The sequence below is a fragment of the Streptomyces sp. NPDC028298 genome (assembly GCF_055565895.1).
On record NZ_JBVHTL010000005.1, the window covers coordinates 34,892 to 59,734 of the forward strand.

General features: G+C 70.2%; 21 protein-coding genes and 4 tRNA genes. 12 read left to right on the forward strand and 13 right to left on the reverse strand.

The annotated features are described in order from the left end of the window. From ACZ4TO_RS22795 to ACZ4TO_RS22805, 3 genes are all read right to left on the reverse strand, one after another. A partial coding sequence (locus ACZ4TO_RS22795) for a DEAD/DEAH box helicase (protein WP_451075314.1) occupies window positions 1-1,803 on the reverse strand: 1,803 nt, incomplete at its 3' end. Window positions 1,804-2,227: 424 nt separating this feature from the next. Next, window positions 2,228-2,749: a hypothetical protein gene (locus ACZ4TO_RS22800; protein ID WP_468025079.1), complete on the reverse strand. Its 522-nt coding sequence runs from the start codon at window positions 2,747-2,749 to the stop codon at window positions 2,228-2,230. Window positions 2,750-2,945: 196 nt separating this feature from the next. Continuing rightward, window positions 2,946-4,196 (reverse strand): serine hydrolase domain-containing protein, encoded by a 1,251-nt coding sequence (locus ACZ4TO_RS22805; protein WP_468025080.1) that lies wholly within the window; start codon window positions 4,194-4,196, stop codon window positions 2,946-2,948. 163 nt (window positions 4,197-4,359) lie between these two features. Between ACZ4TO_RS22805 and ACZ4TO_RS22810 the strand changes: the two genes are divergently transcribed. The 9 genes from ACZ4TO_RS22810 to ACZ4TO_RS22850 all read left to right on the forward strand — a co-directional run bounded on the left by ACZ4TO_RS22810 (window position 4,360) and on the right by ACZ4TO_RS22850 (window position 12,024). Beyond that, on the forward strand, window positions 4,360-4,710 hold the full coding sequence (locus tag ACZ4TO_RS22810) for a metallopeptidase family protein (RefSeq protein WP_382782861.1): 351 nt from the start codon (window positions 4,360-4,362) through the stop codon (window positions 4,708-4,710). Window positions 4,711-4,788: 78 nt separating this feature from the next. Then, window positions 4,789-6,384 (forward strand): metallophosphoesterase family protein, encoded by a 1,596-nt coding sequence (locus tag ACZ4TO_RS22815; protein ID WP_382782864.1) that lies wholly within the window; start codon window positions 4,789-4,791, stop codon window positions 6,382-6,384. 80 nt (window positions 6,385-6,464) lie between these two features. Continuing rightward, window positions 6,465-6,537 (forward strand) — tRNA-Glu (locus ACZ4TO_RS22820). Between the two features lie 50 nt (window positions 6,538-6,587). Further along, a tRNA-Asp gene (locus ACZ4TO_RS22825) sits at window positions 6,588-6,662 on the forward strand. A gap of 24 nt (window positions 6,663-6,686) precedes the next feature. After that, window positions 6,687-6,763: transfer RNA gene (locus tag ACZ4TO_RS22830), tRNA-Phe, on the forward strand. Between the two features lie 149 nt (window positions 6,764-6,912). Then, window positions 6,913-7,296 (forward strand): hypothetical protein, encoded by a 384-nt coding sequence (locus ACZ4TO_RS22835; RefSeq protein WP_385043006.1) that lies wholly within the window; start codon window positions 6,913-6,915, stop codon window positions 7,294-7,296. A gap of 68 nt (window positions 7,297-7,364) precedes the next feature. Continuing rightward, on the forward strand, window positions 7,365-11,369 hold the full coding sequence (gene hrpA / locus ACZ4TO_RS22840) for an ATP-dependent RNA helicase HrpA (RefSeq protein ID WP_468025081.1): 4,005 nt from the start codon (window positions 7,365-7,367) through the stop codon (window positions 11,367-11,369). Window positions 11,370-11,464: 95 nt separating this feature from the next. Then, window positions 11,465-11,539: transfer RNA gene (locus tag ACZ4TO_RS22845), tRNA-Asp, on the forward strand. Window positions 11,540-11,832: 293 nt separating this feature from the next. Then, the gene (locus ACZ4TO_RS22850; protein ID WP_382782872.1) at window positions 11,833-12,024 is read left to right on the forward strand and encodes a DUF6274 family protein; all 192 of its coding nucleotides are present in this window, start codon (window positions 11,833-11,835) and stop codon (window positions 12,022-12,024) included. A 479-nt stretch (window positions 12,025-12,503) separates the two neighbouring features. Here the strand turns inward: ACZ4TO_RS22850 and bldC are convergent, their stop codons facing one another. Further along, window positions 12,504-12,710 carry a developmental transcriptional regulator BldC gene (gene bldC, locus ACZ4TO_RS22855; RefSeq protein WP_003949541.1) on the reverse strand — a complete coding sequence of 69 codons (207 nt, stop codon included), beginning with the start codon at window positions 12,708-12,710 and terminating at the stop codon, window positions 12,504-12,506. A gap of 544 nt (window positions 12,711-13,254) precedes the next feature. Continuing rightward, a complete protein-coding gene (locus tag ACZ4TO_RS22860) occupies window positions 13,255-14,103 on the reverse strand; it encodes a DUF8083 family protein (protein ID WP_382782875.1) in 849 nt (282 codons plus the stop codon). Window positions 14,104-14,326: 223 nt separating this feature from the next. On the opposite strand from ACZ4TO_RS22860, the gene ACZ4TO_RS22865 reads away from it, so the two are divergent. Beyond that, window positions 14,327-15,421 (forward strand): Leu/Phe/Val dehydrogenase, encoded by a 1,095-nt coding sequence (locus ACZ4TO_RS22865; RefSeq protein WP_382782878.1) that lies wholly within the window; start codon window positions 14,327-14,329, stop codon window positions 15,419-15,421. Window positions 15,422-15,722: 301 nt separating this feature from the next. Beyond that, window positions 15,723-15,977 (forward strand): DUF3073 domain-containing protein, encoded by a 255-nt coding sequence (locus ACZ4TO_RS22870; RefSeq protein ID WP_037615441.1) that lies wholly within the window; start codon window positions 15,723-15,725, stop codon window positions 15,975-15,977. A gap of 200 nt (window positions 15,978-16,177) precedes the next feature. Here the strand turns inward: ACZ4TO_RS22870 and purM are convergent, their stop codons facing one another. The 8 genes from purM to purS form a co-directional block, all read right to left on the reverse strand. Then, window positions 16,178-17,278: a phosphoribosylformylglycinamidine cyclo-ligase gene (purM, locus tag ACZ4TO_RS22875; protein WP_382782881.1), complete on the reverse strand. Its 1,101-nt coding sequence runs from the start codon at window positions 17,276-17,278 to the stop codon at window positions 16,178-16,180. 42 nt (window positions 17,279-17,320) lie between these two features. After that, window positions 17,321-18,847, reverse strand: a complete 1,527-nt coding sequence (gene purF / locus ACZ4TO_RS22880; RefSeq protein WP_382782884.1) for an amidophosphoribosyltransferase — start codon at window positions 18,845-18,847, stop codon at window positions 17,321-17,323. A gap of 61 nt (window positions 18,848-18,908) precedes the next feature. Further along, complete coding sequence (locus ACZ4TO_RS22885; protein WP_468025082.1) at window positions 18,909-19,700, reverse strand: META domain-containing protein; 792 nt, start codon at window positions 19,698-19,700, stop codon at window positions 18,909-18,911. 45 nt (window positions 19,701-19,745) lie between these two features. Next, the gene (locus ACZ4TO_RS22890; protein WP_468025083.1) at window positions 19,746-20,540 is read right to left on the reverse strand and encodes a maleylpyruvate isomerase family mycothiol-dependent enzyme; all 795 of its coding nucleotides are present in this window, start codon (window positions 20,538-20,540) and stop codon (window positions 19,746-19,748) included. After that, window positions 20,537-20,683, reverse strand: coding sequence for a hypothetical protein (locus ACZ4TO_RS22895; protein ID WP_385042997.1), 147 nt, complete (start codon window positions 20,681-20,683; stop codon window positions 20,537-20,539). Before ACZ4TO_RS22895 ends, ACZ4TO_RS22890 begins: the two co-directional genes overlap by 4 nt. Window positions 20,684-20,866: 183 nt before the next feature. Further along, on the reverse strand, window positions 20,867-23,125 hold the full coding sequence (gene purL, locus ACZ4TO_RS22900; RefSeq protein WP_468025084.1) for a phosphoribosylformylglycinamidine synthase subunit PurL: 2,259 nt from the start codon (window positions 23,123-23,125) through the stop codon (window positions 20,867-20,869). Further along, a complete protein-coding gene (purQ, locus tag ACZ4TO_RS22905; protein WP_382782894.1) occupies window positions 23,122-23,802 on the reverse strand; it encodes a phosphoribosylformylglycinamidine synthase subunit PurQ in 681 nt (226 codons plus the stop codon). Before purQ ends, purL begins: the two co-directional genes overlap by 4 nt. Further along, window positions 23,799-24,062, reverse strand: a complete 264-nt coding sequence (gene purS, locus ACZ4TO_RS22910) for a phosphoribosylformylglycinamidine synthase subunit PurS (protein ID WP_005482678.1) — start codon at window positions 24,060-24,062, stop codon at window positions 23,799-23,801. The genes purQ and purS overlap by 4 nt, the downstream gene beginning before the upstream one ends. Window positions 24,063-24,423: 361 nt before the next feature. On the opposite strand from purS, the gene ACZ4TO_RS22915 reads away from it, so the two are divergent. Next, window positions 24,424-24,741: a histone-like nucleoid-structuring protein Lsr2 gene (locus ACZ4TO_RS22915; protein ID WP_382782897.1), complete on the forward strand. Its 318-nt coding sequence runs from the start codon at window positions 24,424-24,426 to the stop codon at window positions 24,739-24,741. Window positions 24,742-24,843 lie beyond the last annotated feature (102 nt).

Sequence of the window (24,843 nt, forward strand, 5' to 3'; positions counted from 1 at the left end):
GTCATCGCGACGGAAGCCACCGCCACGGTTGTCGTCACGACGCTCGAAAGAACGGCCGCCACGGTCATCGCGGTTGAAACCGCCACCACGGTTGTCATCGCGACGGAAGCCACCGCCACGGTTGTCGTCACGACGCTCGAAAGAACGGCCGCCACGGTCATCGCGGTTGAAACCGCCACCACGGTTGTCGTCACGACGGAAGCCACCACGGTCGTTGTCACGACGCTCGTAGTTGCCCCGCTCGTCACGGCGCTGACGCGGCTCCTCGTACGCGGGACGCTCGGCCGGGGCCTCCACGGCCGGCGCCTCGGCGACGACGGCCTGCTCGGCGGCCTCGGCGGCGGCCGCGACGGCCACCTCCGGGTCCTCGCCACGCTCACGGGCGGCACGGGCGACCAGACGGTCGGCCTCACCGCGGAGCTCGGCGGCACGACGCTGCGCGCGCTCCAGCTCCTTGGTGAGCTGCGTGACCTCACGCTCGGCCTGCTGGGCGGCGTCGCCCGCGGACTGGGCCTGGACCTCGGTCATCGACCGGGCGCCGGTGATCTCGGCGACCTCGGGCTCGAAGGCCGTACCGGAGTTGATGATGTGACGCGCGGCGTCGACGCCCGCGTCCTCCATCAGCCGGAAGATCTGGCGGCGCTGGTGCGGGAGCGACAGCGACACGACGGTGCCGGAGCGGCCCGCGCGAGCGGTACGGCCGGAGCGGTGCAGGTAGTCCTTGTGGTCGCCGGCCGGGTCCACGTTCAGGACCAGGTCGATGCCGTCGACGTGGATACCGCGGGCGGCGACGTCGGTGGCGACGAGCGCGTTGACGTAACCGTCCTTGAAGTCCGCCAGCGTCCGCGTACGGGCGCCCTGCGTCATGCCGCCGTGCAGCGCGTCGGCCTTCACACCGGCGTCGCGGAGCTGCTCCGCGATGCGGTCGGCGCCGAGCTGGGTGCGGACGAAGATGATCGTGCGGCCCTTGCGGGAGGCGATCGCGGCGGTGACCGGCGCCTTGTCCTTGGGCTTCACGATGAGGATGTGGTGCGACATCGTCGTGACGTTGCCCTGGGCGCTGTCGACCTCGTGCGTCACCGGGTTGGTCAGGTAGCGCTTGACCAGCGTGGAGATCTCGTTCTCCATCGTGGCGGAGAACAGCATGCGCTGGCCGCCGGCCGGGATCTGGTCGAGCAGCTCGGTGACCTCGGGCAGGAAGCCCAGGTCCGACATCTGGTCGGCCTCGTCGAGGACGGCGATCTGGGTGTTCTCCAGCGAGCAGGCGCCGCGGTTGATGATGTCGCGCAGACGGCCCGGGGTGGCGACGAGGACGTCGACGCCGCGCTCCAGGGCGTAGATCTGGTTGCCCATGGACGTACCGCCGCAGACGACCTTCATCTTCAGGCCGAGGACGTCGCCGTAGGGCTGGAGCGCGTCGGCGACCTGCATGGCCAGCTCACGGGTCGGCGTCAGGATGACGGCGCGCGGCTTCTTCTTCTCGGTGTGGCCGCCGGCGAGCTGCGCCAGGGTCGGCAGACCGAAGGAGAGGGTCTTGCCGGAGCCGGTGCGGCCGCGGCCGAGGATGTCCTTGCCGGCCAGGGCGTCCGGGATGGTCGCGGCCTGGATCGGGAAGGGGGAGGTCACGCCGTTCTGCGCGAGCTTGCGGACGACGCCCTCGGGGAGGCCGAGGTCGGCGAAGGTCAGCTCGGGGGCGGACTCGGTGGTCTCGACGGCCTCGATCGCCTCGATCGTGGCCTCGACCACGTCGTTGTTCTCGTTGTTCTCGGGCACGACGACGTGATCAGTACTGGAAACAGACATGCGAAATGCGAACCTTCCGGAGTTTCTTCGGCACGCGCCCAAACTCCGTGAAGTCGCAAACGACCGCCTCTATGCGGTCCGGCCACGGCAAGGGAGAGTACGCGCCACGCGGCGCTCTCTGCGGCGGCGCCGGGCAAATGGGATCAAACGATCTACTACCATACGCACCCTTCCCCCATGAAGGCAAACTGAGCCCCATACGACCAGGTGAGGGTGCATTCCAAGCCACCTGCTCGCGTCCTCCACGCTACCCCGCCCGCGCCGACGGCGCTGTTGAACAGGCCACATCCACGCCTTCGGTACCCGTGAACCCCGCCACATCCCCGCCGCACCGGGCCCGCGTCGGGCCCCGGTGCGGGCCCGAGGGGCGGGACCCGCGCCCGCCCCGGTCCCCGCGCCGACCGCGCCGGCGGGCACCCGCCGGCTACACCGGTGAGCCGGCCTCGGGCGCCGGTTCCCGTTGGATCAACTGGGTCACCGGCTGTTCGTGCGCCGACGACGAGGGCTCCGGGGTCCCGGGGTCGGGCGGCGACGGCGGGGAGGCCGGCGGGGGCTCGGGCGAGGGTTCCGCCGACGTACGGGTGGGAGTCGGCTCGCCCCCGGGCGGCGCGGAGGCCTTGGAGGGGGTCCCGTCCTTCTGCGTCGCCTTCGCGGACGGCTTCGCGCCCGGGGACGCCGACGCGTCGCCGGACGCGGACTCCCCCGGCTTCGCGGAGGCCTTTCCGCGCCTGCCGCCCTTTCCGCCCTTCCCGCCCTTCCCGCTGTACGACCCGACCCCGCCGCCGCCCACGGCGGACCCGTCGCCGGGCACCCCGCCGGCGCGTCTGTCCGCCGAGTGGGAGGGCCCCGGCCGCCCCGCGTCGTCGCCGACGCTCATGCAGCCGGCGGTGGCGGCCACGGCCAGGACCGCGGCGGCCAGACGGACGGGTACGTACAAGGCGCGCACGGGCGGCCACCTCCGAACGGGGTGTCCCCCGCTCGGAAGGAGCCGGGAGCGTGGGGAGAGACGGGAGTTCTCCCCGTCCAACTCCCGCCGCCCACGCAAGGACACGCGCCCCCGGGGCCCAACCGGGCCCGGAGGGCGCCTCCGTGAGGCCCGCGCCCCGCGCGGAGGGCGCGGCCGGGCGGGCGGACCCGGCGGGTCAGCCGATCGCCAGCGGGGCCTGCGGGGCCAGCGCCGCCGCGATGCGCTCGGCGACCACCTCGGCCTGGTTGCCGTCGGGAGTGTCCTTGGTCTTGGTCGCGTTGACCGCGATGGCGAGACGCTCGGACGGGAGATACGCCTGGATCGCCGCGTATCCCGAGAACGACGGGTTCTGCAGGATCCATCCGTTGATCACGATGACGCCGAGTCCGAAGTGCTTGGCCTCGGTCTGCTCCAGGCAGACGGTGGCGGGGCACTTGGCGGTCGGGTGGCCGAGACCGACCGTGCCCGGATCGAGCAGGGTGCGGTAGGAGCTGCGCGAGATGAGCGCGCCGCTGCCGATGCCGGCGGCCGAACGGGCCAGGTCACAGACGTGCGTGGTGATCACGGCACCGGGCGCCGTGGTCCACGAGGGGTTCCAGAAGGTGGACTCCTCGTACAGGCCGCGTTCGGACGTGAAGGCGTGCACGACCGGCCGCGGGATGTCGGGGGTGAAGTTGTTCCGGGTGTTGTCGAGACCCAGCGGACCGGTGACCCGCTCCCGCAGGAGCTTGTCGATGCGCGTGCCGGTGATCTTCTCCAGCGCCTGGATCAGCAGCAGGTAATTGGCGTGCGAATAGCTCCAGTTGGTGCCCGGCTTGTACCAGAACGAATGACTGTAGGGGTACGCGAGCAACTGCTGCGGGGTCCAGTGCCGGAAGGGGTGCGCCTCCAGCTCGGCCAGGAAGGCCGGGTCGGTGACGTAGTCGTGCAGCCCGGTGGTGTTGCTGGCCAGCATCCGCAGGGTGATCTGGTTCGCCTTGGGCAAGCCGGGCAGCCAGCGCTCCACGGTGTCGTCCAGGCCGACCTTGCCCTCCTGGACGAGCTGCAGCAGGGCCGTGCCGACGTAGGAGAAGGCCACGGAACCGGCGCGGAAGTGCATGTCCGGCTCGGCCGGGACACCGGTCATGGACTCGCCGAGCGCGTCGGTCAGGACCTCGCGCCCGTGGCTGGTGACCTTCAGCTCCACCGACTTCAGATGCAGGTCGGCCTTGGCCTTCCGGGCGATGGCGAGGACCTCGCGGGCCTCGCCGCCCAGTGGTCTCCCGGTCCTCACACAGTCGTTCTCGCCGTAGCGGGCGGGAGCCCGGGCGAACGCCGGCGCGGCGGCGGTCGTCTGGATGGTGACGGCGAGCAGGGCGGCGCACAGGAGGGCCGCGCGGGCCCGGACGCGGGCGCCCGGACGGGCGAGGGAAAGGGTGCGTGTCATGCCCGCACTATCACCGGACGGATCATCCTGATTCGTCAGAACACTCCGAAAATGGTATGAGACACCCCATGTGGGCCAGGTATCGCGCCCCCTCCCCGGATCCGGCCCTCTCCGGGTCTCCGTCGTACGCCGCCACCGGGGCGCCATCCCCGACAATGGCCAGGTGCTGGAGATGACGCGCGAAACCTTCGAAGAGCTCGTGAGCCAGGCGCTGGACCGGATCCCGCCCGAGCTGACCCGGGTCATGGACAACGTCGCCGTGTTCGTCGAGGACGAGCCTCCCGCCGACGATCCCGAACTGCTGGGCCTCTACGAGGGCACCCCGCTCACCGACCGCGGCGAGTGGTACGCCGGAGTGCTCCCCGACCGCATCTCGATCTACATGGGCCCCACCCTGCGCCGGTGCGAGACCACGGACGAGGTGGTGCACGAGGTCGCCGTGACCGTGATCCACGAGATCGCCCACCACTTCGGCATCGACGACGACCGCCTGCACGAACTCGGCTGGGGCTGACCGGGCCGCCCGCACGCGCCTCCGGCGAGGGTGACGGAACCCCGCATACCCGCACCGCCCTTTGGGCAGACGGGACAAATGGCCCGCGCCCCCGTCCCCGTCGCCGCAACCGCCACCGCCACCGCCCGCCGCACGGCCGACCGCGCCGGACGGGCGCTCCGCGCGCTCGTCCGCCGCCGCCCCGGCCACCGCGGGGGCCCGGTGCTCGAACTCGCCCCCCGGCAGAACCCGTACACCCGCGCCCTCGGACTGCTGTGCGTGGTGCTGCTCGGCGCCTGGCTGGGACTGCTGGTCGTGGGCGACGTCCGTGTCCCGGTCGGCCCCATGAACACGACCATGACCCTGCGCCCGTCCCTCACCGGCGGCACGAAGATCAACATCTCTCCGCTCGGCGCGCTGGAGCTGCGCAGCCACGAGGCCCCGCTGCGCCTGGACGTGGACGTGGACCGGCTCGACCCGGAACGCTCCCAGGCCCTCGTCGAACACCCCGAACGCCTCGCCGGACTCCAGGACGAGGTCGTACGGGACGTCGAGCACGGCACCCTCGACCTGGCCGTCCGCTCCTGCACGGCCGTCGGCGCCGGCGCGGCCGCCCTCGGCCTCGCGGTCTACCGCCGCCCGCGCCGCGCCCTGGCCGCCGGCGGTCTCGCCCTCGGCCTCCTGGCAGCCTCCGGAGCGACCGCCGCCGCCACCTGGAACCCCGAGTCGGTCCTGGAGCCGAAGTACTCCGGCCTGCTCGCCTCCGCACCGTCCCTGGTCGGCGACGCCCGCAGCATCGTCAGCGAGTTCGACGTCTACCAGAAGGAGTTGGCGCGCCTGGTGACGAACGTGACGAAGCTGTACGACGTCACGTCCACCCTCCCCGTCTACGAACCCGACCCGACCACGATCCGGGTGCTCCACGTCTCCGACATCCATCTGAACCCGGCGAGCTGGAAGATCATCGCCTCGCTCGTGAAGCAGTACGCGGTCGACGTGATCGTCGATTCCGGCGACACCATGGACCACGGCTCGGCGGCCGAGAACGGCTTCCTCGACCCGATACCCGACCTCGGCGCCCCGTACGTCTGGGTCCGCGGCAACCACGACTCGCGCGAGACCCAGCGCTACCTCGAACACCTGAAGAACGTGCGCGTCCTCGACGACGGCCGCGCGGTCACGGTCGCGGGCCTGCGCTTCGCCGGCATCGGCGACCCCCAGTTCACCCCCGACCGCTCCACCGCTCCGGGCGGCGACGCGGCCGAGGACCTCGCGGGGGCCCGGCTGGCCTCCGCCCTGCGCGACCAGCGCGCCGCGGGCACCCCGGTCGACATCGCCGTCGCCCACGAACCGCAGGCGGCCCGCGGGACGGACGGGCAGGTGCCCCTGGTGCTCGCCGGGCATCTGCACCACGAGGAGATGGAGGTCATGAAGTACGGGACGCGGCTGCGCGTCGAGGGCTCGACGGGCGGGAGCGGGCTGCGCGCCGTCGAGCGCCAGTACCCGGCCCCGATCGAGGCCTCGGTCCTCTACCTGGACCGGGACACCCGCCGGCTCCAGGCCTGGGACGAGATCAGGCTGGGCGGTCTCGGCCTCACGACGGCCGAGGTCAGCCGCCATCTGGCACAGGAGAACCGGCCCGGCGCGACCCCCTCGCCGACGCCCTCGGGAACCCCCTCCACGACCTCCCCGTAAACCGTTTTGGCGATACCTCCCGCCATCCCATATGCTTCTCACGTCCCCGACGCGCTGAGAAGCGCGCAGGCGGGCCGATAGCCCTCATCGTCTAGCGGCCTAGGACGCCGCCCTTTCAAGGCGGTAGCACGGGTTCGAATCCCGTTGGGGGCACGCAACACCGTGTGCGACACTTGCTTAGCCTGTTTCGCACACAACAGCTTGGTCCTGTGGAGCAGTTTGGAGTGCTCGCCACCCTGTCAAGGTGGAGGCCGCGGGTTCAAATCCCGTCAGGACCGCTGAGGTTTCTCCGGAAGCCTCGTGGCTGGGTAGCTCAGTTGGTACGAGCGATCGCCTGAAAAGCGATAGGTCGCCGGTTCGACCCCGGCCCCAGCCACCAGAACGAAACCCCCTCCGGTTCGCCCGGAGGGGGTTTCGTCGCTCGCGGAACCTCGCGGTGGACCCGGGGCGGCCAGGATCGCGATTCCCCTGGCACCACGCCCGGCCCGGCGCTAACTTCTGGGTGATCGATCGGGTTCCTTCGGGGGGATGGACATGAGCCGGGACGAGGGCGCGGCGGCGCGGGACACCGAGCTGGAGAAGGACCGGGCGCGGTACGGGCTGATCGCGGTCGTCATGAGCAATCTCGCCATCGTCGCCGTCGCGGCCCTCGGGGTCTGGCGGCTCGACGGCGACAAGTCCGTGATCGTCGGCGTGCTCACGGCCGCCTTCACCGCCGTGAGCAGCATGACCACCGCCTACCTGGGCATCAAGGCCATCTCCAACACCGCCCGGTCCATCGCCCTGGGATCGGCGCCGCGGCGCGAGTCCGGGCACGCCCCCGCGAAAACCCCCGCTCCCGACGCCGGGACCCCCGCGCCCGCCGGCCCCGCCGCCGAGGCCCCCGCGCCGCCCCCGCAGCGCGCCCCCTGACCCCGCTCGCGGCGGCGCGGCAAAAGGGTTCGCCAGGGATTTCCCCGGGATGAGATCCTGGATCGCGTATGTCTACGCACCCTGCCCCCGCCCTCGGCGATCTCGCCGCCCGCCTGGCCGAGCTGTCCCTGCGCGACGCGCACCGGCTCGGGCGCAGGCTCGAAGGCGCGCGCAAGATCCGCAAGCCCGAGGCCCGCTCCGCCGTGTTCGCCGAGATCGAGGCGGAGGTGGCCGGGGGCGAGGCCCGGATGGCCGAGCGCCGCGCCCGTGTCCCGGCGATCACCTATCCCGAGCAGCTTCCGGTCAGCCAGAAGAAGGACGTGATCGCGGAGGCCATCCGCGATCATCAGGTCGTGATCGTCGCCGGTGAGACCGGCTCCGGCAAGACCACCCAGATCCCGAAGATCTGCATGGAGCTGGGCCGTGGCGTGCGCGGCATGATCGGGCACACCCAGCCCCGTCGTATCGCCGCCCGTACGGTGGCCGAGCGCGTCGCCGACGAGCTGGACACCCCGCTGGGCGAGGCGGTCGGCTGGAAGGTCCGCTTCACCGACCAGGTGAACCCCGACGCCACCTTCGTCAAGCTGATGACGGACGGCATCCTGCTCGCCGAGATCCAGACGGACCGCGAGCTGCGCGCCTACGACACGATCATCATCGACGAGGCGCACGAGCGGTCCCTCAACATCGACTTCCTGCTCGGCTATCTCGCCCAGCTCCTGCCCAAGCGGCCCGACCTCAAGGTCGTGATCACCTCCGCGACCATCGACCCGGAGCGGTTCTCCCGGCACTTCGGCGACGCCCCGATCGTCGAGGTCAGCGGCCGGACGTACCCCGTCGAGGTGCGCTACCGCCCGCTCCTCGAAGAGGACTCCGAGGACGCGGACCGCGACCAGATCACCGCGATCTGCGACGCCGTCGAGGAGCTCCAGGCCGAGGGCAAGGGCGACATCCTCGTCTTCCTCTCCGGCGAGCGCGAGATCCGCGACACCGCCGACGCCATCACCAAGAAGAACTACCGCTTCACCGAGGTCCTGCCGCTGTACGCCCGGCTCTCGCACGCCGAGCAGCACCGCGTGTTCCAGCCGCACACCGGGCGCAGGATCGTTCTGGCGACCAACGTCGCCGAGACCTCCCTGACCGTCCCCGGCATCAAGTACGTGATCGACCCGGGCACCGCGCGCATCTCGCGCTACAGCCACCGCACGAAGGTGCAGCGGCTGCCCATCGAGCCGGTCTCGCAGGCCAGCGCCAACCAGCGCAAGGGCCGCTGCGGCCGTACGTCCGACGGCATCTGCATCCGGCTGTACTCCGAGGACGACTTCCTCGCCCGGCCGGAGTTCACCGACGCCGAGATCCTCCGTACGAACCTCGCCTCCGTCATCCTCCAGATGACCGCGGCCGGCCTCGGCGACATCGAGAAGTTCCCCTTCATCGACCCGCCGGACCACCGCAACATCCGCGACGGCGTCCAGCTCCTCCAGGAGCTGAACGCGCTGGACCCGGCGGAGAAGGACGCACGCAAGCGGCTCACCCAGACCGGCCGCAAGCTCGCCCAGCTCCCCGTCGACCCCCGGCTCGCCCGGATGGTCCTGGAGGCCGACAAGAACGGCTGCGCGCGCGAGGTCATGGTGATCGCTGCGGCGCTCTCCATCCAGGACCCGCGCGAGCGGCCGTCCGAGAAGCAGGCGCAGGCCGACCAGCAGCACGCCCGCTTCAAGGACGAGACCTCCGACTTCCTGGCCTTCCTCAACCTGTGGCGCTACATCCGTGAGCAGCAGAAGGAGCGGGGCTCGTCCGCGTTCCGCCGGATGTGCAAGCAGGAGTACCTGAACTTCCTGCGCATCCGCGAATGGCAGGACATCTACAGCCAGCTCCGCACCGTCGCCAAGCAGATGGGCATCCACCTGAACGAGGAGGACGCGCCCGAGCAGAGCGTCCACGTGTCCCTGCTCGCCGGTCTGCTCTCGCACATCGGCATGAAGGACGTGAAGGACGCCGGCGCGGAGAGCGGCCGGAGCACGGGGAAGCCGGAGAGCGGCCGGAGCACCGGGAAGAACGAGTACCTGGGCGCGCGCAACGCCAAGTTCGCGATCTTCCCGGGCTCGGCGCTGTTCAAGAAGCCCCCGCGGTTCGTGATGTCCGCCGAACTCGTCGAGACCTCGCGGCTCTGGGCCCGCGTGAACGCCCGCATCGAGCCGGAGTGGGTGGAACCGCTGGCCGGCCATCTCCTCAAGCGGACGTACAGCGAGCCGCACTGGGAGAAGGACCAGGCCGCCGTGATGGCGTACGAGAAGGTCACGCTGTACGGCGTACCGCTCGTCGCGCAGCGGAAGGTGAACTACGGCCGGATCGACCCCGAGGTCAGCCGCGAACTGTTCATCCGCAACGCCCTCGTCGAGGGCGACTGGCGCACGCACCACAAGTTCTTCGCCGACAACCGCAAGCTGCTCACCGAGGTCGAGGAGCTGGAGCACCGGGCCCGTCGCCGCGACATCCTGGTCGACGACGAGACCCTGTACGACTTCTACGACCAGCGGGTGCCCGAACACGTCGTGTCCGGGGCGCACTTCGACTCCTGGTGGAAGCGCAAGCGGAACGAGGAGCCCGAACTCCTCGACTTCGAGCGCTCGATGCTCATCAACGACCGGGCCGGCGCGGTCTCGAAGGACGACTATCCCGACTCCTGGCTCCAGGGGCGGCTGAAGTTCCGGGTGACCTACCAGTTCGAGCCGGGCGCGGACGCGGACGGCGTGACCGTCCACATCCCGCTCCAGGTGCTGAACCAGGTCACGGACGAAGGGTTCGACTGGCAGATCCCGGGGCTGCGCGAGGAAGTGGTGACGGAGCTGATCCGTTCGCTCCCCAAGCCGATCCGGCGGAACTACGTCCCCGCCCCGAACTTCGCCCAGAAGTTCCTGGAGCGGGCCGTACCGCTCCAGGAGCCGCTGACGCTGACCATGGCGCGCGAGCTCAAGCGCATGGTCGGTGTGCCGCTGAGCGCCGACGACTTCGACTGGTCACGGCTCCCCGACCATCTGAAGGTCACCTTCCGGATCGTCGACGAGCGGCGCCGCAAGCTGGCCGAGGACAAGGACCTGGAGGCCCTCAAGCTCCGGCTGAAGCCGAAGGCGCGCCAGGCGATCTCGCAGGCCGCCGCGGCGACGGCGGAACGCGAGGGCGGGGAGTCCCTGGAACGCTCGGGGCTGACGGACTGGACGATCGGCTCGCTCCGGCGGGTCTTCGAGACGCGCCGGGCCGGCCAGCCGGTGAAGGCGTACCCGGCGCTGGTCGACGACGGCCCCGCGGCGAACACCGTCTCCGTGCGGCTCTTCGACACGGAGGCCGAGCAGGCCGAGGCCATGTGGAAGGGCACCCGCCGCCTGATCCTGCGCAACATCCCGGTGAACCCGGGCAAGTTCGCCTCGGACAAGCTCACCAACGCCCAGAAGCTCGCGCTGTCGGCGAACCCGCACGGCTCGGTGCAGGCGCTCTTCGACGACTGCGCGATGGCGGCGGCGGACAAGCTGATCGCGGACTTCGGCGGCCCGGCGTGGGACGAGGAGTCCTACCGCAAGCTGTACGACAAGGTGCGCGCGGAGATCGTCGACACGACCGTGCGCACGGTCGGACAGGTGCAGCAGGTGCTCGCCGCCTGGCAGGCCTGTGAGCGCCGTCTGAAGGGCGTCAGGAGCCCGACCCTGCTCGCGAACCTCGCGGACGTGCGCAAGCAGCTCGACGCCCTCGTGAAGCCCGGTTTCGTCACGGCGACGGGACTGCGGCGGCTGCCGGACCTGATGCGCTATCTGGTCGCCGCGGACCGCCGCCTCCAGCAGATGCCGACCGGTGCCCAGCGGGACACCAGCCGCATGGAGAAGGTCCACGAGATGCAGGACGAGTACGCCTGGCTCCTGGAACAGCTCCCGCAGGGCCGCCCGGTGCCCGCGTCGGTCCTGGACATCCGCTGGATGATCGAGGAGCTCCGGGTCAGCTATTTCGCCCACGCGCTCGGCACGGCGTACCCGGTCTCCGACAAGCGGATCGTGAAGGCGATCGACGCCGCCGTCCCGTGACGGCGCCCGCACGGGCGGTGAGTTCGACCCCGGGGTCTGACCTCATGTACAGTCTGTTTCGCAGCACGGCGCAAGAACAAGTCGCTGCGAATCAAGGTCCTGTGGAGCAGTTTGGAGTGCTCGCCACCCTGTCAAGGTGGAGGCCGCGGGTTCAAATCCCGTCAGGACCGCACAAGGAAAAGGCCCGGAGCTTCGACTCCGGGCCTTTTCGCGTGTCCGCACCCGACCCGGGTCCGGGACGAAGCGGTCCTGGTCCGGGGGCCCCGCGCTCCTGGTCCGGGGGCCACGCGCTCCTGCTCCCGGGGCCACGCAAGGCCGTTCGCGTGTGCGCGCCTGTCCGCGTACGGGCCTTCGGGCCTCCGGAGCCGTCTCCGTGGCCCGCTCCCGTCCCTTGACGGCGTCACATTCCGCCGGTACCCCGGAATCCAGGGCCACTCGCCCTGCCGGCCCCCTGGAGGTGCGTATGGCGGTGTCCGCCCGGCACGAGACCCGGGCTCTGCTCCGAGCCCACCTGGCGGCCGCGTCCGGGTACCGCCATCTGACGCGGCACTGTCCGATCTGCCATCAGCTCGCCCGGCTGGCCATGGAAGCCGCCCCGAACGACGAGCAGGAGCCCGAGAACACCCCCGAGGACGAAAGACCCTCGACAGCGTGACCCGGAACCGCTCCGACGGCCCTCGCCGGGCCCTCGTCCCCCCGCGCGACCAGGCGTGACGCGACCCCTCACCGGCCCAACTCCCCTAGCGCAGAAGGCTCTCGGGGGACAAGGACTGTGGCATGTGACGGGAGTCACCGCATATGTTTTCAGAAGTGTGGAACTTACCCCCCTCCTACAACCAGTCAATTTAATATGTGCAATTGCACCGTGGATCGAGGGCTTCCGCAGCCGATCCGACACCCGCCCCCAGACTCCGACAAGGCCGCTCACAGGCCGCCCGCCGGGGCCGGTGGAACGCACAAAAAAAATCGCGCTGGACCCGGCGGAGTCCAGCGCGATCTACGACGCACCCTGTTCATGTGGCAAAAACGCTTGGGCGTGAGCTCTGTTGGGGCAGAACCCGCGTCGCTTGGAGCTGTGGTGTGGACGCCTCGACGGGTTGGGGGATCCGTCGACTTGTCCGGTTATGCGGTGACTCAGGCTTCGCTGCGCTGCTGCGGGATACCCGCGAGCAGTGCGCGGACCTCAGCCTCGCGGTAACGGCGGTGCCCTCCGAGCGTGCGGATGGACGTGAGCTTGCCGGCCTTCGCCCACCGCGTGACCGTCTTGGGGTCGACGCGGAACATCGTGGCGACCTCAGCGGGGGTCAGCAGCGGCTCGGCATCAGGGGTGCGAGCGGTCATGAGCGGCCTCCTCGGGAGAACCGAACCTTCTCGGTTCTTTCCTCTAAATTCTGCACCTTGACCCGCGTTGCCCGAAATGGCGGACGCGAGTCGAGTCGGTTATAGGACGAACGGCTTGTCCTCGGCACTACAACTACACCATCCGTCCAGCCGCGTCGGCCAAACCGATGGAATTGCCCTCCCAGGTGTTCATCAGCGACGGAAGCCGATGGACCATGCCATAGCGGACAGTCACGCCACTGTGACGATCAGTCACAGGGCGATCAGGAGTCACCAGACGTCCTAAAAGCGTGCAATGCCGAGATTCCCCCCCAAAAGCGGGCGGAGGGAGCCCTCCCCCGGGCTCCTTGTCCTATTTTGACACGAGGAGGGGGAAGCGATGCAAGAGCCGGGTAAGTGCCGTCCGTCACGCTTGACACCCGTTGACGTATACGCCCGGATCGGGGCCTACGTCCTGGACGTGAGGGTTCTTCAGCGTGTGAGGACCATACGCGAGTTCGACCCGGAACCTGTGAGAGCCAGATCACAACCGGACGGGATGATTTCAGTTGGACGAACGCCGGTCCCTGACCGACCGCCAGCGCTCCACCAGCCGGCCGTACGCCTCGCCCGCCGTCGCCCCGTCCCCGGTGCGCAGCGCCTCGATGCCCTCGGCCACGTCCTTCGCCGAGTGGTCGCCCTCCAGTTGGCCCGCCGGCAGCGTGTGCACGAGCCCGCCGTAGTCCAGCTCGACCAGCGAGCGCGGATGGAACTCCTCCAGCCAGCGGCCGACGTCCACCAGGCCCTCGATGAGCGGCCCTTCGTCCAGCGCGTCCCGGAGCGTGCGCAGGGCCCGGGCCGTTCGGCGCCGCGCCTGGACCATCGGCGTCCGGTAGCGCAGCAGCGGCGCGGCTCCGGCCGGGCCCGTCCCCTTCTCGTACTCCCGCTCCTCGTCCGTGACGAGCACGAACCAGTTCAGCGGCACCTGCCAGGTCGAGGTGCGGATCCACGGACGGGCGTCGGGGTTGCGCGCCAGCCAGCGCTCGTAGTCGAGGGCGGCCTGACGGCGCACCAGCGGCGGCAGCACCGCGTCCAGGACCGACGCGGGCAGTTCCTCGCCCAGGTCGTCCAGGGCCTGCCAGCCGCGCAGCCGGGTGCGCCAGGGGCAGACGCACACCACCCCGTCGACCTCGGCGACGAACGCGTCACCGCTCTCGTGCACCGGGACGGGGACCGGCGGGGTGGGCAGCAGATCGGCCAGCGAGCGGCGCAGTTCGTCCTGGTACGAGGGGCGCTCGGTGCGCTCGGCGTAGCGCGTCCAGTGGGCGCGCTCGGACTCGGGGAACGCGGCCAGAGGCTCGTACACCCGCAGGTACGACGTGTACGGGACGATCACCGCGGACACCTTGGGCACGCCTGCTCCCTCCCCCGTCGAGCACCGGGAAAACCAGCGAGAACCGATCGGAAACTGAAGAGAAATCTATGCAAATCGAACCACGGCCGTGCCCCGCCCGTAGGTGATCCTGACCACTGCGCCGAGGGCGGGTCGGCACAGGCTCTAGTCTCATTCCCACCGGAGCCCGCCATCCGCACGGGCACCGCACCCAACCGCCGCTTTTTACCTGGGAGTCACCACAGTGACCGACGTAACCGGCGCGCCTGCTGATGTACTGCACACCCTGTTCCACTCGGATCAGGGGGGTCATGAGCAAGTCGTGCTCTGCCAGGACCGCGCCAGCGGCCTGAAGGCCGTCATCGCCATCCACTCCACCGCCCTGGGCCCCGCCCTCGGCGGAACGCGCTTCTACCCGTACGCGAGCGAGCAGGAGGCCGTCGCCGACGCCCTCAACCTCGCGCGCGGGATGTCGTACAAGAACGCCCTGGCCGGGCTCGACCACGGCGGCGGCAAGGCCGTCATCATCGGCGATCCGGAGCAGATCAAGTCCGAGGAGCTGCTCCTCGCCTACGGCCGGTTCGTCGCCTCGCTCGGCGGCCGGTACGTCACCGCGTGCGACGTCGGCACCTACGTCGCCGACATGGACGTCGTGGCGCGCGAGTGCCGCTGGACGACCGGACGCTCCCCGGAGAACGGCGGCGCGGGCGACTCGTCGGTCCTGACCGCCTTCGGCGTCTTCCAGGGCATGCGGGCCTCCGCGCAGCACCTGTGGGGCGACCCCACGCTGCGCGGCCGCAAGGTCGGCGTCTCGGGTGTCGGCAAGGTGGGCCACCACCTGGTCGACCACCTGCGCGCGGACGGCGCCGAGGTCGTGATCACGGACGTGCGGGCCGAGTCCGTGCGGCGGATCCTGGACCGGCACCCCTCCGGCGTCACGGCCGTCGCGGACACCGAGACGCTCATCCGCACCGAGGGCCTCGACATCTACGCGCCCTGCGCGCTGGGCGGGGCGCTGAACGACGACACCGTGCCGGTGCTCACGGCCCGGATCGTGTGCGGCGCGGCCAACAACCAGCTCGCGCACCCGGGCGTGGAGAAGGACCTCGCGGACCGCGGGATCCTGTACGCGCCCGACTACGTCGTGAACGCGGGCGGTGTCATCCAGGTCGCCGACGAGCTCCACGGCTTCGACTTCGACCGGTGCAAGGCGAAGGCCACGAAGATCTTCGACACCACGCTGGCCATATTCGCACGTGCGAAGCAGGACGGGATCCCGCCGGCCGCGGCGGCCGACCGGATCGCCGAGCAGCGGATGGCGGAGGCCCGGGGTCACTGACCCCGGCCGAGGCCTTCGGCGCTTGTCAGGGACCCGCCGACGGGCGGTTGGGAGAGAACTCTCACGTCTGTCGGCGGGTCGGGCGCCGAGAAGAGGTTAAAATCGCGGTTGACCAGCGAGGACAGGGCACCTCGCGGGTGCTGGGCGAAGGCGCGTGCTGCGGGCGACGTACCGTATGGGCGCGGGCTCAGGTACCGTGGAAGCCCTACGGACCGGTCTCTCCACGGAGAGTCCGTTCCAGATCATGAACGCGTGTCAAGACTCTGGGGCCGTCGAGCCCCGTATCCGAGGGGGTCGAGCCATGGGGCGCGGCCGGGCAAAGGCCAAGCAGACGAAGGTCGCCCGCCAGCTGAAGTACAGCAGCGGCGGGACTGACCTCTCGCGTCTGGCCAATGAGCTGGGCGCTTCGACTTCGAGCCAGCCGCCGAATGGCGAGCCGTTCGAGGACGACGACGAGGAAGACGACCCGTACGCACAGTACGCGGATCTCTACAACGACGACGACGAGGACGAGGACGACCAGTCCGGTCCTCAGTCTCAACGTCGCGGCGCTTGACGCAACAGCGTCCCTCGCAGTTTCCGCGATCTCTTCGGGTGGCGGATCTCCTGGCGTGGGTTTCTGGCAGATCCCGCCTGGCGGTTTTCTCGTAGCGACTGCACTTCACCCGGTCCGGGGCTTCAACGCCGGACCGGGTTTCGTGCTGCTCCGGGAGCTTCGGCCCGCGTGACCGCGGGCCTCGGCTCCCGTCACCCGTCTCAGCTCGCGTAGTCGCCGACGAGCTCCGCGCCCGTCGTGCGGTCCCCGCGCTCGGTGATCTCACCGGCGACCCAGGCTTCCACCCCGCGGTCCGCGAGGACGGCGAGGGCGACCTCTGCGGACTCCTCGGGCACGATCGCCATCATGCCGACGCCCATGTTCAGCGTCTTCTCCAGCTCCAGGCGCTCGACCCCGCCGGTCCTGCCGACCAGGTCGAAGACCGGCGCCGGCGTCCACGTGCCGCGGTCGACGACGGCGTGCAGGCCGTCGGGGATCACCCGCGCCAGGTTGGCCGCGAGACCGCCGCCGGTGATGTGGCTGAACGCGTGCACCTCGGTGCTCTTCGTCAGCGTCAGGCAGTCCAGCGAGTAGATCTTGGTGGGCTCCAGGAGCTCCTCGCCGAGCGTGCGGCCGAACTCCTCGACGTGCTGGTCCAGGCGCAGGTTCGCCCGGTCGAAGAGCACGTGCCGGACGAGCGAGTACCCGTTCGAGTGAAGACCGGAGGCCGCCATGGCGATCACCGCGTCACCCGTACGGATGCGATCCGGGCCGAGCAGCTCGGCGGCCTCCACGACGCCGGTGCCGGCGCCCGCGACGTCGAAGTCGTCCGGACCGAGCAGACCGGGGTGCTCGGCCGTCTCGCCGCCCACCAGGGCGCAGCCGGCCAGGACACAGCCCTCGGCGATGCCCTTCACGATGGCCGCGACGCGCTCCGGGTGGACCTTGCCCACACAGATGTAGTCGGTCATGAAGAGCGGCTCCGCGCCGCACACCACGATGTCGTCCATGACCATCGCCACGAGGTCGTGGCCGATGGTGTCGTACACGCCGAGCTGCCGGGCGATGTCGACCTTGGTGCCCACGCCGTCGGTGGCGGAGGCGAGCAGCGGACGCTCGAAGCGCTTGAGGGCGGAGGCGTCGAAGAGACCGGCGAAGCCGCCGAGGCCGCCGAGGACCTCGGGGCGCTGCGTCTTCTTCACCCACTCCTTCATCAGCTCGACGGCGCGGTCGCCCGCCTCGATGTCGACTCCGGCAGCCGCGTAGGACGCGCCGGAAGCGGTGCCCGTCGACGAAGTCGACTGATCAGATACAGCAGACATTGCCTGGGATCTTTCGGGTTGGTGAAACGGGGCTCTGCGGCGCTACGGGCGACGGATGGCGTCAGCCGCGGCCGTGGCTGCGGGACCCGCGGCCAGCTCGGTCTCCAGGAGCTGCTTGCCGAGCAGTTCGGGGTCCGGAAGCTCCATCGGGTACTCGCCGTCGAAGCAGGCGCGGCACAGGTTCGGCTTGTCGATCGTCGTCGCCTCGATCATCCCGTCCAGGGAGATGTACGAGAGCGAGTCGGCGCCGAGCGAGGTGCCGATCTCCTCGATCGTCATGCCGTTCGCGATCAGCTCGGCGCGGGTCGCGAAGTCGATGCCGAAGAAGCAGGGCCACTTCACGGGCGGGGAGGAGATCCGGATGTGGACCTCGGCCGCACCGGCCTCGCGGAGCATCCGGACCAGCGCGCGCTGGGTGTTGCCGCGCACGATGGAGTCGTCGACGACGACCAGGCGCTTGCCCTTGATGACTTCCTTGAGCGGATTCAGCTTCAGGCGGATTCCGAGCTGGCGGATCGTCTGCGAGGGCTGGATGAAGGTCCGGCCGACATAGGCGTTCTTGACCAGGCCGGCTCCGAAGGGGATGCCGGAGGCCTCGGCGTAACCGATCGCGGCGGGCGTCCCGGACTCCGGGGTCGCTATCACCAGGTCGGCCTCGACAGGAGCTTCCTTGGCGAGTTTGCGGCCCATCTCGACGCGCGAGAGGTACACGTTCCGGCCGGCGATGTCCGTGTCGGGACGGGCCAGGTAGACGTACTCGAAGACACAGCCCTTGGGCTTCGCTTCCGCGAATCGCGAGGTCCGCAGACCGTTCTCGTCGATGGCGACGAACTCGCCCGGCTCGATCTCGCGCACATAGCTGGCGCCGCAGATGTCGAGGGCCGCGGACTCGGAGGCGACCACCCAGCCGCGCTCCAGGCGGCCGAGGACCAGCGGGCGGATGCCCTGCGGGTCGCGGGCGGCGTACAGGGTGTGCTCGTTCATGAACACGAGCGAGAAAGCGCCCTTGACCTGCGGGAGGATCTTGGCGGAAGCCTCTTCTATGGTCAGCGGCTTGCCGTCGTCGTCGACCTGGGCCGCGAGGAGCGCGGTGAGCAGGTCGGTGTCGTTGGTGGCCGCCACGCGAGTGGTGCGGCCCTCCTGCTTGGGCAGGTCGGCGACCATCTCGGCGAGCTGCGCCGTGTTGACGAGGTTGCCGTTGTGGCCGAGCGCGATGGAGCCGTGCGCGGTGGCACGGAACGTCGGCTGGGCGTTCTCCCACACGGAGGCGCCGGTGGTCGAGTAGCGGGCGTGACCGACCGCGATATGGCCCTGGAGCGAACCGAGAGAGGTCTCGTCGAAGACCTGGGACACGAGGCCCATGTCCTTGAAGACGAGGATCTGGGAGCCGTTGCTGACCGCGATTCCCGCGGATTCCTGACCCCGATGCTGGAGGGCGTAGAGCCCGAAGTAAGTGAGCTTGGCGACCTCTTCGCCCGGAGCCCAGACACCGAAGACGCCGCAAGCGTCCTGGGGGCCTTTCTCACCGGGGAGCAGATCATGATTGAGTCGACCGTCACCACGTGGCACGGCACCGAGTGTAGGCGAGATCGACCACTGGTCCGAATTGGGGATACGGGCCCCGAGTGGATCACTCGTCGGCCACCGCACTGACGACCGTGCCGTTTTTGCTGGTCAGCGCGATGCTTCGATGATCCAACGTGTAGGCGACCGTGCCGTCGAACACCCCCAGGAGCGTGTTCTCGGTCCGCATGAGTGAGTCTTGGCACATCATGCGGGTCGTCCGGGCCCGGCCGAGGGTGATATGTCCGTCGCCGACGGTGGCCCGGCCGGACGCGTGGTTGCAGCCGAGACGGCCCTCGAAGGTGCCGTCCTCACGCAGGACGAAGTACGCCTTCGTCCCCTTCGGGAGCGGCCGGGAGACGTCGCCGTCACCCAGTGCCGTGATCGTCCACGTCGTCCCCCGCAGCGGGGCGTCCTTCTCCCGGGTGAGGCCGATCCGGTCGCCGTTGTCGGCGGTGAGCGTCAGCCGGCCGTCGTGGGCCTTCGCCGTGAGCGGGCCCCGGTCCGCGATGGCACGGCTCAGACTCCGTTCGAAGTCCATCGGGCCCTTCGCGCAGGCCATGTCGGTCGTGCGGAGTTCGCCGAAGTCGACCCGGTCTCCGGTGAAGGTGACCTTCGAGCCGAAGCCGTTGCAGCCGAGGTTGCCGCCGGCGCGACCGTCGCCGCCGATCCGCAGGTACGCCCCCGAGGGCGCCCGCGTGGTCCTCCCGTCCGCGGTGAGGCTCTCGACGCTCCAGTGGACGCCGGTCAGCGGCGCGGTCTCCGTCCGGGCGGAGCCGTTCCCCGCCTGGGTGCCGCCGCACGCGGCGGCGAGGGGCAGCAGGGCCAGGACACCGAGGGTCATTCGCTGCTTGTCCATGCCGATGGGACGGGAGGGTCACGCGACCGGTTCCCTCCGGGCGGGCTAGCCCATCAGCGGGAGCAGGCCGCCGAGGTCGGCGCGCTCGCCGCTCGCGCTGACCTTCGCCTCGTCCAGCGCCGCCTTCCACTCCGCGCGTCCCGTGGCGAGCCGGATCCAGGTCAGCGGGTCGGTCTCGACGACGTTCGGCGGGGTGCCGCGGGTGTGCCGGGGCCCTTCCACGCACTGCACGACGGCGTACGGCGGGATCCTGACCTCGGTCGACGCGCCGGGCGCCTTCACCGCGAGGGCGTCGGCGAGCAGCCGGGTGCAGGCGGCGAGGGCCTGGCGGTCGAACGGGACGTCCGTACCGGCGGCGCGGTTCAGGTCGTCGGTGTGGACGACGAGTTCGACGGTACGGGTGACGAGGAAGTCGGCGAGGGTCATCGCCCCGGCGGGCACGCCGAGCAGCCGGTCGCCGGGGGCCGTGGCCAGGTCCTCGCTGGCACGGGCCTCGACGGCGGCGTAGAGCGCGTCGAGGTCGGGGTGGGCGGCGGCGAGCGCGCGGGTGCCGTCGGCGATGGCTCCGGCGCGGGCGGCCGTCCCGAACGGCCAGTCCAGCAGGGCCAGTTCCTTCGTAGGGGGCTCGGGCAGGCCGAGCTGGCGGCTCACGACGTCGAGGGACATCGTGATGTGCGCGGCCAACTCCCGTACGGTCCAGTCCCCGAGCCCGGCGGGCCGCGCCAACCGCTCCTCGTCCAGGGCGCGTACACCCGCGCGCACGTGCCCGAACTGCGCGAGCAGCGCCGCACGGATCTTGGCCGGGTCATAGGTGCGCGCACGCTTCCGGGACGAGGTCATACGGGGAGCCTACTCACGCCGGCCGAGGGGGCGCGGCTGTCCACCCGTTCCAGGAACTGCCGGCGCACGGCGTCCACCGCGGAGTCGCCGGGCCGCCGTTCGCGCACCGCGCGGACGAGGTCGCCGGGCCGCCGCTCGCGCACGGGGCGGGCGAGGGTCGCGGAGGGAGCGGCGCTGATGGCCGTGGCCGCTGTGCTCGCGCTGCGGCTGCCCGGGGCCGGCGGGGCGAAGGGCTCCCCGGCCCCGCCCCGGGAGAGCGAGCCGGTTCCGGCATGACGAAGGCCCCGCCCGTCGGAACGGGCGGGGCCTTCACACGAGCGGGCGGGTTAGGCCAGCAGCGCCGGGATGGTGCCGTCGTGGGCGGTGCGCAGCTCGTCCAGCGAGAGCGCGAACTCGCCCTGGACGTCCACCGCGTCACCGTCGACGACACCGATGCGGGTGACGGGCAGACCCCGGGCACCGCACATGTCGTTGAAGCGGAGCTCCTCCGAACGCGGGACGGCGACGACCGCGCGGCCCGCCGACTCCGAGAACAGGAAGGTGAACGCGTCGAGACCGTCGGGCACGACCAGCCGCGCGCCCTTGCCGCCCTGCAGCGCCGACTCGACGACCGCCTGGACCAGACCGCCGTCGGACAGGTCGTGCGCGGAGTCGATCATGCCGTCGCGGGAGGCCGAGATGAGGATCTCGGCCAGCAGCCGCTCGCGCTCCAGGTCGACCTTCGGGGGCAGACCGCCGAGGTGGTCGTGGACGACCTGCGACCAGGCCGAACCGCCGAACTCCTCGTGGGTGTCACCGAGCAGGTAGAGGAGCTGGCCCTCCTCCTGGAAGGCGACCGGGGTGCGGCGGGCGACGTCGTCGATGACGCCCAGCACGGCCACGACCGGGGTCGGGTGGATGGCGACGTCGCCGGTCTGGTTGTACAGCGAGACGTTGCCGCCGGTCACCGGGGTGCCGAGCTGCTGGCAGGCGTCGGCCAGACCACGGATCGCCTCGGCGAACTGCCACATGACGGCCGGGTCCTCGGGCGAGCCGAAGTTCAGGCAGTCGGACACGGCGAGCGGCTTGGCACCGGTCGTCGCGACGTTGCGGTAGGCCTCGGCGAGGGCGAGCTGCGCGCCCGTGTACGGGTCGAGCTTGGCGTAGCGGCCGTTGCCGTCGGTGGCGATGGCGACGCCGAGTCCGGACTCCTCGTCGATGCGGATCATGCCCGAGTCCTCGGGCTGAGCCAGCACCGTGTTGCCCTGCACGAAGTGGTCGTACTGGGAGGTGATCCAGGACTTGGAGGCCTGGTTCGGCGAGGAGACCAGCTTGAGGACCTGGTCCTTCAGCTCGTCGCCGGTCGCCGGGCGGGGCAGCTTGTTCGCGTCGTCCGCCTGGAGCGCGTCCTGCCACGACGGGCGGGCGTAGGGGCGCTCGTAGACCGGGCCGTCGTGCGCGACCGTGCGCGGGTCGACGTCGACGATCTTGCCGCCGTGCCAGAAGATCTCCAGCCGGTCGCCGTCGGTGACCTCACCGATGACGGTGGCGATGACGTCCCACTTGTCGCAGATCTCCAGGAAGCGGTCGACCTTCTCCGGCTCCACGACCGCGCACATGCGTTCCTGCGACTCGCTCATGAGGATCTCCTCGGGCGAGAGCGTGGAGTCGCGCAGCGGTACGTCGTCCAGGGTGACCCGCATACCGCCGGAGCCGTTGGACGCGAGCTCGCTGGTGGCGCAGGACAGACCGGCCGCGCCGAGGTCCTGGATACCGACGACCAGCTTCTCGGCGAAGGCCTCCAGGGTGCACTCGATGAGGAGCTTCTCCTGGAAGGGGTCGCCGACCTGGACGGCCGGACGCTTCGACGGCTTGGCGTCGTCGAAGGTCTCCGAGGCGAGGATCGACGCGCCGCCGATGCCGTCGCCGCCCGTGCGGGCCCCGTACAGGATGACCTTGTTGCCGGTGCCGGACGCCTTCGCGAGGTGGATGTCCTCGTGCCGCATGACGCCGATGGCACCGGCGTTGACCAGCGGGTTGCCCTGGTAGCAGGCGTCGAAGACGACCTCGCCGCCGATGTTCGGCAGGCCCAGGCAGTTGCCGTAGCCGCCGATGCCCGCGACGACGCCCGGGAGGACGCGCTTGGTGTCGGGGTGGTCGGCCGCGCCGAAGCGCAGCGGGTCGACGACCGCGACCGGGCGGGCGCCCATGGCGATGATGTCGCGGACGATGCCGCCGACGCCCGTGGCCGCGCCCTGGTAGGGCTCGACGTACGAGGGGTGGTTGTGCGACTCGACCTTGAAGGTGACCGCGTAGCCCTGGCCGACGTCGACGACACCGGCGTTCTCGCCGATGCCGACGAGGAGGGCGTCCGACTGCGGGGCCTTCTCGCCGAACTGGCGGAGGTGGACCTTCGAGGACTTGTACGAGCAGTGCTCGGACCACATGACGGAGTACATGGCGAGCTCGGCGCCGGTGGGCCGGCGGCCGAGGATCTCGACGACCCGCTCGTACTCGTCCTTCTTCAGGCCGAGTTCGGCCCAGGGCAGCTCGACGTCGGGGGTCGCGGCCGCGTGTTCGACCGTGTCCAGAGGCGTCCGGCTCATGCGTTGACCAGCTTCTTGAGGATCGAGGTGAAGAAGGGGAGTCCGTCCGTGCGGCCGGACCCGACCAGGGGCTCGACGGCGTGCTCGGGGTGCGGCATGAGACCGACCACGTTCCCGGCCTCGTTCGTGATGCCGGCGATGTCCCGCAGCGAGCCGTTCGGGTTGACGTCCAGGTAGCGGAAAGCGACCCGGCCCTCCGCCTCCAGCATGTCGAGCGTGTGCTCGTCGGCGACGTACCGCCCGTCCATGTTCTTCAGCGGGATGTGGATCTCCTGGCCGGCCGTGTAGTCGGCGGTCCAGGCGGTCCCCGCGTTCTCCACCCGCAGTTTCTGGTCGCGGCAGATGAAGTGGAGGTGGTTGTTGCCGAGCATCGCGCCGGGCAGCAGGTGCGCCTCGGTGAGGACCTGGAAGCCGTTGCAGATGCCGAGAACCGGCATTCCGGACTTCGCCTGCTCGATGACGGTCTCCATCACCGGCGAGAAGCGCGAGATGGCGCCCGCCCGCAGATAGTCGCCGTACGAGAATCCGCCGGGCAGCACAACGGCGTCGACCTGCTTGAGGTCCTTGTCCTTGTGCCAGAGGGCTACGGGTTCCGCGCCCGCGAGCCGGATCGCGCGCTGCGTGTCGCGGTCGTCCAGGCTGCCCGGAAAGGTGACGACTCCAATACGAGCGGTCACTTTCCGGCCTCCGCGACTTCCTCGACCTTGACGGTGAAGTCCTCGATCACGGTGTTGGCGAGGAAGGATTCCGCCAGTTCGTGGATGCGGGCGAGCGCGGCGTCGTCCACCGGTCCGTCCACTTCCAGTTCGAATCGCTTTCCCTGACGGACGTCGGAGACACCTTCGAAACCGAGGCGCGGCAGTGCACGCTGCACCGCCTGGCCCTGGGGGTCGAGGATCTCCGGCTTGAGCATGACGTCGACTACGACGCGTGCCACTGGCACTCCCGGTGTGTGGTGCTGAGCAGGTCCCTTCAGACTACCCGTACAAAATTTCTACTCGCGTAGATTCGTAGAATCCTACGTGACCCCGATCACGATCACGCATCGGCACGGGGGCATGCACGGAAAATCCTGGGAAAAACCGCAGAAGAACGGCAGGGGGCCATTGCCACCGGACACGCGGAAGGTTTTAGTCGGGCTTCACAATGCAATGCCGGGCACTGTACAAATGAATTGGCAATAGCCGATACTTTGCTCGATAACAGCCGGACAGTCGACATCTCCCCGACAACTCCGTGACGTCCGCGCACGTCATGACCGTTGATCGCGAAGGTGTCGCACGAAGGGACCGATATTCGTGGCGCAGCGTGTCGTGGTCACTCTCTTTGACGACATCGACGGCTCCGAAGCGGCGGAAACGATCGCCTTCGGACTCGACGGCAAGTCGTACGAGATCGACCTCAATCAAGTCAACGCCGAGGAACTGCGCAAGGCCCTCGAGCCGTACGTCGAGGCCGGCCGCAAGCGGTCGAAGTCCGGGAAGGCGTACACGCACACCGCGCTGACGCCCGACCCCGCGGCGGTCCGCGCCTGGGCGCGCTCCAACAAGATGGACGTCCCGCCGCGCGGCCGGATCCCCAAGAAGGTCTACGAGGCGTTCGCCGAGGCCCACTGAACCGGCACCCGGTCCGGACCGGTCCGCGCGCCCTCCGGGGGCCCGCCGCAGCTCGCCGCCGGCCCCCGGGAGAACCGACTTGCGCTGACCCCCGCCCGATCA